The organism is Marinobacter sp. UBA2498 (assembly GCF_002341575.1).
GTDB classification, from domain to species: Bacteria; Pseudomonadota; Gammaproteobacteria; order Pseudomonadales; family Oleiphilaceae; genus Marinobacter; species Marinobacter manganoxydans.
Window position 1 is genome coordinate 69,854 of sequence record NZ_DDOI01000058.1, and the last position, 343, is coordinate 70,196.

Here is a 343-nt window from a genome sequence, read left to right on the forward strand (position 1 = left end):
GCGGTGAGGTCAGCCTGGATGGGAACGACCTTTCCGGCCTGAAGAGCTTCCAGCGTGTGCGCGCCGGAATCGGTTTCGTGCCGCAGGGGCGGATGATCTTTCCGACACTGACGGTACGGGAGAATATCGAGACCGGCCTGGCCGCCGTGGGTGAGAAGAAGGTACCCGAGGACCTCTACGAGATGTTCCCGGTACTGAAGGAAATGCAGAACCGGCGTGGTGGCAACCTTTCCGGCGGTCAGCAACAACAGCTGGCTATTGCCCGGGCACTGGCCACCCGGCCCAAGGTGCTGCTGCTTGACGAACCCACGGAAGGTATCCAGCCCAACATTATCAAGGAAAT

1 protein-coding gene is annotated in these 343 nt (G+C 60.6%); it reads left to right on the forward strand.

Annotated elements, in window-relative coordinates; all coding sequences use genetic code 11:
- Window positions 1–343 (forward strand): ATP-binding cassette domain-containing protein (locus B2W52_RS07160; RefSeq protein WP_286802159.1); only part of this gene is annotated, 343 nt, incomplete at both ends.